Annotated in this window: 4 protein-coding genes; 2 read left to right on the top strand and 2 right to left on the bottom strand. The window is 66.5% G+C overall.

Going from position 1 to position 5090, the window contains the following annotated elements; genetic code table 11:
- Positions 1-345: prepilin peptidase (locus FVW20_RS07235; RefSeq protein ID WP_196608903.1), on the top strand; the 345-nt coding region annotated here is incomplete at its 5' end.
- A gap of 399 nt (positions 346-744) precedes the next feature.
- On the opposite strand, the gene FVW20_RS07230 is transcribed toward FVW20_RS07235, so the two are convergent.
- Complete coding sequence (locus FVW20_RS07230) at positions 745-1374, bottom strand: lytic transglycosylase domain-containing protein (RefSeq protein WP_196608902.1); 630 nt, start codon at positions 1372-1374, stop codon at positions 745-747.
- A gap of 101 nt (positions 1375-1475) precedes the next feature.
- Here FVW20_RS07230 and FVW20_RS07225 point away from each other — a divergent pair, with 101 nt between their 5' ends.
- Positions 1476-2141, top strand: a complete 666-nt coding sequence (locus FVW20_RS07225; protein WP_196608901.1) for a DUF4124 domain-containing protein — start codon at positions 1476-1478, stop codon at positions 2139-2141.
- Between the two features lie 188 nt (positions 2142-2329).
- Here FVW20_RS07225 and FVW20_RS07220 read toward each other — a convergent pair.
- On the bottom strand, positions 2330-5090 hold a 2761-nt coding region (locus FVW20_RS07220), incomplete at its 5' end, for a hypothetical protein (protein ID WP_196608900.1).

The raw sequence follows: 5090 nt of genomic DNA, 5'->3' as shown, positions 1-5090 counted from the left end.
AGCCTGATCGGCGCGGCGGCGGGCGGCGGCGCGTTCTGGCTTGTGCTGGCGGGCTTCAAGCGGGCGCGCGGCATAGACGGCATGGGCCTTGGCGACGTGAAGCTGATGGCGCTCATCGGCGGGCTGTGCGGCTGGCAGGCCTTGCCCGTGGTCACGCTGCTGGCGGGCCTTTCGGCCCTGCTGGCCGCCGCGTGGTTCTTGCGCCGCCGCGAAGCGGGGCTGTCCGCCCGCGAGGTGGCCATTCCCTTCGGACCGTTCCTCAGCCTGGGGGCCATGGTCTACATGCTGTACGGCCCGGCGCTGGTGCGCTGGTGGTTCGGGTTTGTCACCGGCAAGCCGGTGTAGCCAGCAGGTATCGGTTGTCCGTTGTTTCAGGGGCGTTTTCCAACGCAGGATTTTCGTTCGTTGGCAAGGAAAACAAGCCCGCCATGGGGAGTGCGGCAGCCGTTATGCGAGTCTTCGAGCATTACGGATGGCGACCGCAACGCGTACTCTTGTCGTATTCGACCGAGCCTTAGCCGTTAGGCGAGCGCATGGCGCGAGTCCTACGGATAAGGACAGCAAAGCTATGGCAGGCGAAGTTTGGCCGCGCTGCGCACGATGCCCGTATCGCTGCTGCCCCCATCCGTACGGCTCGCAGACTCGCCTACGGCTGGGGCAAGGCTCGCAAGCTCGCTTAACGGGCACGTTACGCGCCCTTCGGGTCGGTTAGCCAACGGGCGAAAAGGCAAGTTGGCCCAGCCCCTACCGTGAAAGGCGCGCATAGGTATCCATCACCTTGGCCACGTACTGCTGCGTTTCCGGTATGGGCGGAATGCCCCCGTGCCGGGCCACCCGTTCCGGCCCGGCGTTGTAGGCGGCCAGCGCCAGCGGCAACTCGCCGAAGCGGTCCATGAGCGTTTTCAGGTAGCGCACGCCGCCTTCCACGTTGGCGTCGGCGTCGAACGGCGCGGAAACCCCCAGGTCGCGCTGGGTGCCGGGCATGATCTGCATCAGCCCCTGCGCCCCGGCGGGCGAAACCGCCGTGGGGTCATAGTTCGATTCCACGGCAATCACCGCCTCCACCAGGCGCGGGTCCACCCCATGGCGCGCGCCGTGCTTGGCTGCCAGCCCCTTGATGCCCACCGGCCCCACGGCCTTGACCAGTTCCTGCACCCGAAACCGCCCGAACACCCGGTAGCGCGTGTCGCCCTTTGGCTTGTCGGTCAGGTGCACCACGCCGTCCTCGTCCACGTAGCGGTAGATGGTGACGATGTCAGCAGCGGCGGCGGAGCGGACGAAAACGCCGCTACCCCCGGCGGGTGCGGCAAGGGCCAGCGCCAGCGCTGCGGCCAGCAGGGCCGTGCGGCCCCGTCCGCGCCATCTAACGGGCATGGCTGATGCGGCCTTCGTGGTGTATGGTGCTGCATGGGGGCCGGATGCCGGAGCGGGCATCGAACGTGGCCTGAATGTCATATGATGCATGGGAGGTGCCGATGTTCTCACTGCGTAAGCCGGGTGCGCCGCTGGCGGCATTGCTGGTGGCCGGGTTGCTGGTTGCGCCGGGCGTGGCCCTTGGCGGCAAGGTCTACATCTGGACCGACGAAAAGGGCGTGAAGCATATTTCCGACAAGCCCCCGGCGCAGGCCCCCGCCGACATGAAAAGCCTTTCCGCCACGCCCGGCGAGGGTCGGCCCGCCGAGTCCGGATCCGCAGGCGGGGCAGGGGCCCCCATTCCCGGCGTCGTCCTGCCCGGCGCGGAAGGGGCGCACGTGGTGGATGGCGTGCTGGTGGGGGCGGACGGCCAACCCGTAACGGGGCCGGACGGCCAACCCGTGCGTTTCGGCCCCGATGGCCAGCCCCTGCAACCCGGCATGCCCGGCATCGGTCCCGATGGCCAGATGCTGCCCGCCGTGCTGTCCGCGCCGGACCCAAAGGACGAGGAACGCGCGGCCCTGCAACGCCGCCTGGAGGAACTCCAGAAGGAAAAAGAGGCCTACGACCTGGCCAACCGGCGTGCCCGCTCCGCTGGCGACGGCTACGCAAAGCAGCGTTCGCGCTACCACCAGAACGAGGTGGAAGGCCGCATCAACGAGGTGGAAAGCCGTCTCAGGCTGCTGGACACGGACGGCGATTCCTCCGGCGGCGAAAACGCGCAGTAGAGTTCCATACCCACATCGCCACGCTTGCGCGCCCCCTGAACCATCGGGGGGCGCGTCTGTTTTCCTGCGTTGGCTGCGTTATGCACGCCGTGCAACACGCCATGTGCGTCACCCCGCGCCGCCCTCCGTCCGGCGTTCACCGCGTCGCTCACCCCCGCGCCCGCATCACCCCGGGCCTGTTGCGTCCCCTACTGCTGGATGGGCGGCAGAAAGCCCTGCCCGCCGCGCAGGTCAAGCTGCATGGCAAAGTCGTCGAAGGCAACCCGGTTGCCGGTGGTGCCCGCCGTGACCAGTGCTATGCCTTCCGACGGCGCGGTGGTGCTGGTGTCCGGCGTGCGGAAGCGGTCCAGCTTCAGCACGCTGCGGGTCATGGTGGTGGAAACAATGATTTCCGAAAGCCCGGTGGCGGTGTTTACCGCTTCCCATTCCACCAGGGTGAAGTTGTCGTCCACGTTGGTGCCGGTCTGGGTCAGGGTCCACTTGGCGTAGTCGTCCGGCGTCCACTTGGGCACGCCGCCCAGCGTCAGGCGCGGATTGGCGTTGCGGTTTTCATCGTTGACCACGCGGTTGGCGGTGCCAGCCGCCGTCGTTTTGCCGTAGTACACGCGGAGGTATTCCGATTTGGACGCGGCAAGGGCGGAGTTGGACGTGGCGTGCTCGACGCCATCCACGCGCAGGGGGGCGTTGCTGGCGAAGGAGCCTTCGATGTTGGTCAGCGCCAGCGTGCCGGATGTGTTGTTGTTCCAGGCCCCGGTGGAACTCCACCCGCCCGCCGTCACGATGGGCGGCCCGATGACCCGCCCGCGCCCGGTGGTGCTGCTGCCGGACGTGGTTTCCACGAAGTCGCCGTAGTTGAAGTCCCGCGTACCGGTGCCGCCCCCTGCGCCGCTGAACGAAAGCTCCCTGCCTTCGGCAATGCGCATGAGCATGGTGGACCAGTCGACCATGCGATACGTGGTGGGGGCGGCGTCATTGTCCCTGGTGACGATGTTCGAAGCGAACAACCGCTTGTACGCAAGCCATCTGAAACTGCCACTTTCGCGCGACCACAGCAGAATCACAGGATGGGAGTACTGGTACTGCGTCGATGTCTGGGTGCCGATAAACGGGCGCGAACTGGTGTAGGTTTGCGTCTCCGGGGTGTAGGTGACCGAAGGCGACCCGGATACGGTCACGGGTGTAAAGAGTGGCCCCGGAGAGGACGACGACGTGTAGTTGGGCACGAAGTTGCTGTCCAGTTCCGTTGAGAGCGTATAGTTGCTCGGCCAGGACGGCCAGTCGGGACATCCGATGACGCAAAACCGTGATATTTGCTTGTACCTGTAAGTGCGCATGTACGAAAGGCCCAGCGCGTTCAGGTCCTCGCCGTTCTGTTCGCCCCGGAACAGCATGCCGCCGAAGTGCTGCAACTGCATGGTATCCGACTGGTTGAGGTACATTTTTACCTGTGCGTCGTAGCTCAGGTTGTACCCGGCGTCGACCCAGGCCTGGGCCATGTTCACGTCGGTGGCGGTCCAGTTGAAAAAGATGCTGCTCCAGTAGTTGCTTTCCGTCCACCAGCCCAGAATTGCCCGCAGCACGGCCAGCAGCCACGACGCCAGCGATCCGTTGGTGGGGCCGGTGGTGGCAAGCTGCATGCTGGTGATGGTCAGGGCGTTGTTGCCGTTCACCTGTGCTATGGCGTGGCCGCCCAGTTCGCCCCGGTCAGAACCGCCCGTAACCCAGTTGGACGTGGTAAGGCTGGTGCTGTCGAAGGTATCCACGTAGCTGGCCTTGTTGAAGGCCCCGCCCGTAACCCAGCCGATGGGCACGTTGTAGGTGACCAGCCGTCGCGTGCCGTTGGGCGAAACCCCGGTGGAGCGCAACTCCACAAAGGCTTCCAGCGTGAAGTCGGCGTCTGTGCTGGCGGATGTGCTGATGTTGCGCCAGGTGGTGTTCTGCCCGTCGGCAAGGCGCACGTCGCGCAGGGTAGAGCCGTTGCGTTCGCGGTACACATAGGCCACGCCGCCGCTGTTGCCCCCGCCGCGAATGGTGAACATGCCGTTGTACTGCGGAAAGTTGGCCAGCGCGCTGGCGTTGCCGGACCCGAGGGAAAGATCGCCCCCTTCCGTGCTCAGGCTGACGGTATTGGTCACCCGCGAAGAAAGAAACACGTCCGTGCCCTGCGTTACAGAGGTGGGCAACCCCTGTGCCGAACCGGTCATGCCGCTGCCGTTGCGGATGCCGTTGAAGGTGATGGTATTGGTGCCGAACGACAGCCCGCTGAAATACACGGTGGTGCTGGTGTTGCCTATGCGCAGCCTGCCGCTGGCCCCGCTGGTCAGCCCCGGTGGCCGGGTGCCGTACACGCGCGCCTGCAGCGTGGTGGACCCGGCGGCGGTAGAGCTTGTCACCTCGAACCAGTAAGGCCGGGCCTCAAGTTCGAACGAGCCTACACCGCCGGAAAGCACGTAGGGCCGGGTGGAAAAGTCCGCCAGCAGGTTCTTGCGGGCCAGGTCCGCATCGCTGGCGCTGTCACCCGCGTGCAGGAACATGCTGGCCGCCGCGTTGAAGCCCGATTCCGCAAGGTAGTACGCCCGGTCGCCCTCGGTGGCGAAATAGCCGCTCTGGGTGGACGAGGTCATCAGGGTAACCGCGCTGGCCGCCAGCACGGCAAAGGCCACGATGGTGACGATGGTGCTCAGCAGCACCGCCCCCCGCTGGGCCTGCATGGCGGGGCCATGCCCGATGTGCCGCGCATGTCCGCCATGTTCGGCCACCCCTGTCAGACTGGCCTGCCCCGACAGCTTTGCCTGCCCCGCCTGTCCTGTACGCCAGTCGCGCCTGCTACGCCCGGCGCGCCCGGCGCGTATGCCCCGGCCCAGCAGGCAGCCCAGCGCCACGCACAGCAACAGCGAAAGGGCAAGCTGCACCGGGGCATGCAGCCCCAGTTGGGCCAGCGCCGCCACC

The organism is Nitratidesulfovibrio oxamicus, from assembly GCF_015731765.1.
Taxonomy (GTDB): Bacteria; Desulfobacterota; Desulfovibrionia; order Desulfovibrionales; family Desulfovibrionaceae; genus Cupidesulfovibrio; species Cupidesulfovibrio oxamicus.
The sequence above is the reverse complement of the archived record's forward strand: the minus strand, read 5'-3'. Positions and strand labels throughout refer to the sequence as shown.

What these genes read in the sequence shown, in the direction of transcription:
- FVW20_RS07230 (WP_196608902.1), bottom strand. Translation starts at nt 1,374, where the DNA reads ATGCCCGTTAGATGGCGCGGACGGGGCCGCACGGCCCTGCTGGCCGCA.
- FVW20_RS07225 (WP_196608901.1), top strand. Translation starts at nt 1,476, where the DNA reads ATGTTCTCACTGCGTAAGCCGGGTGCGCCGCTGGCGGCATTGCTGGTG.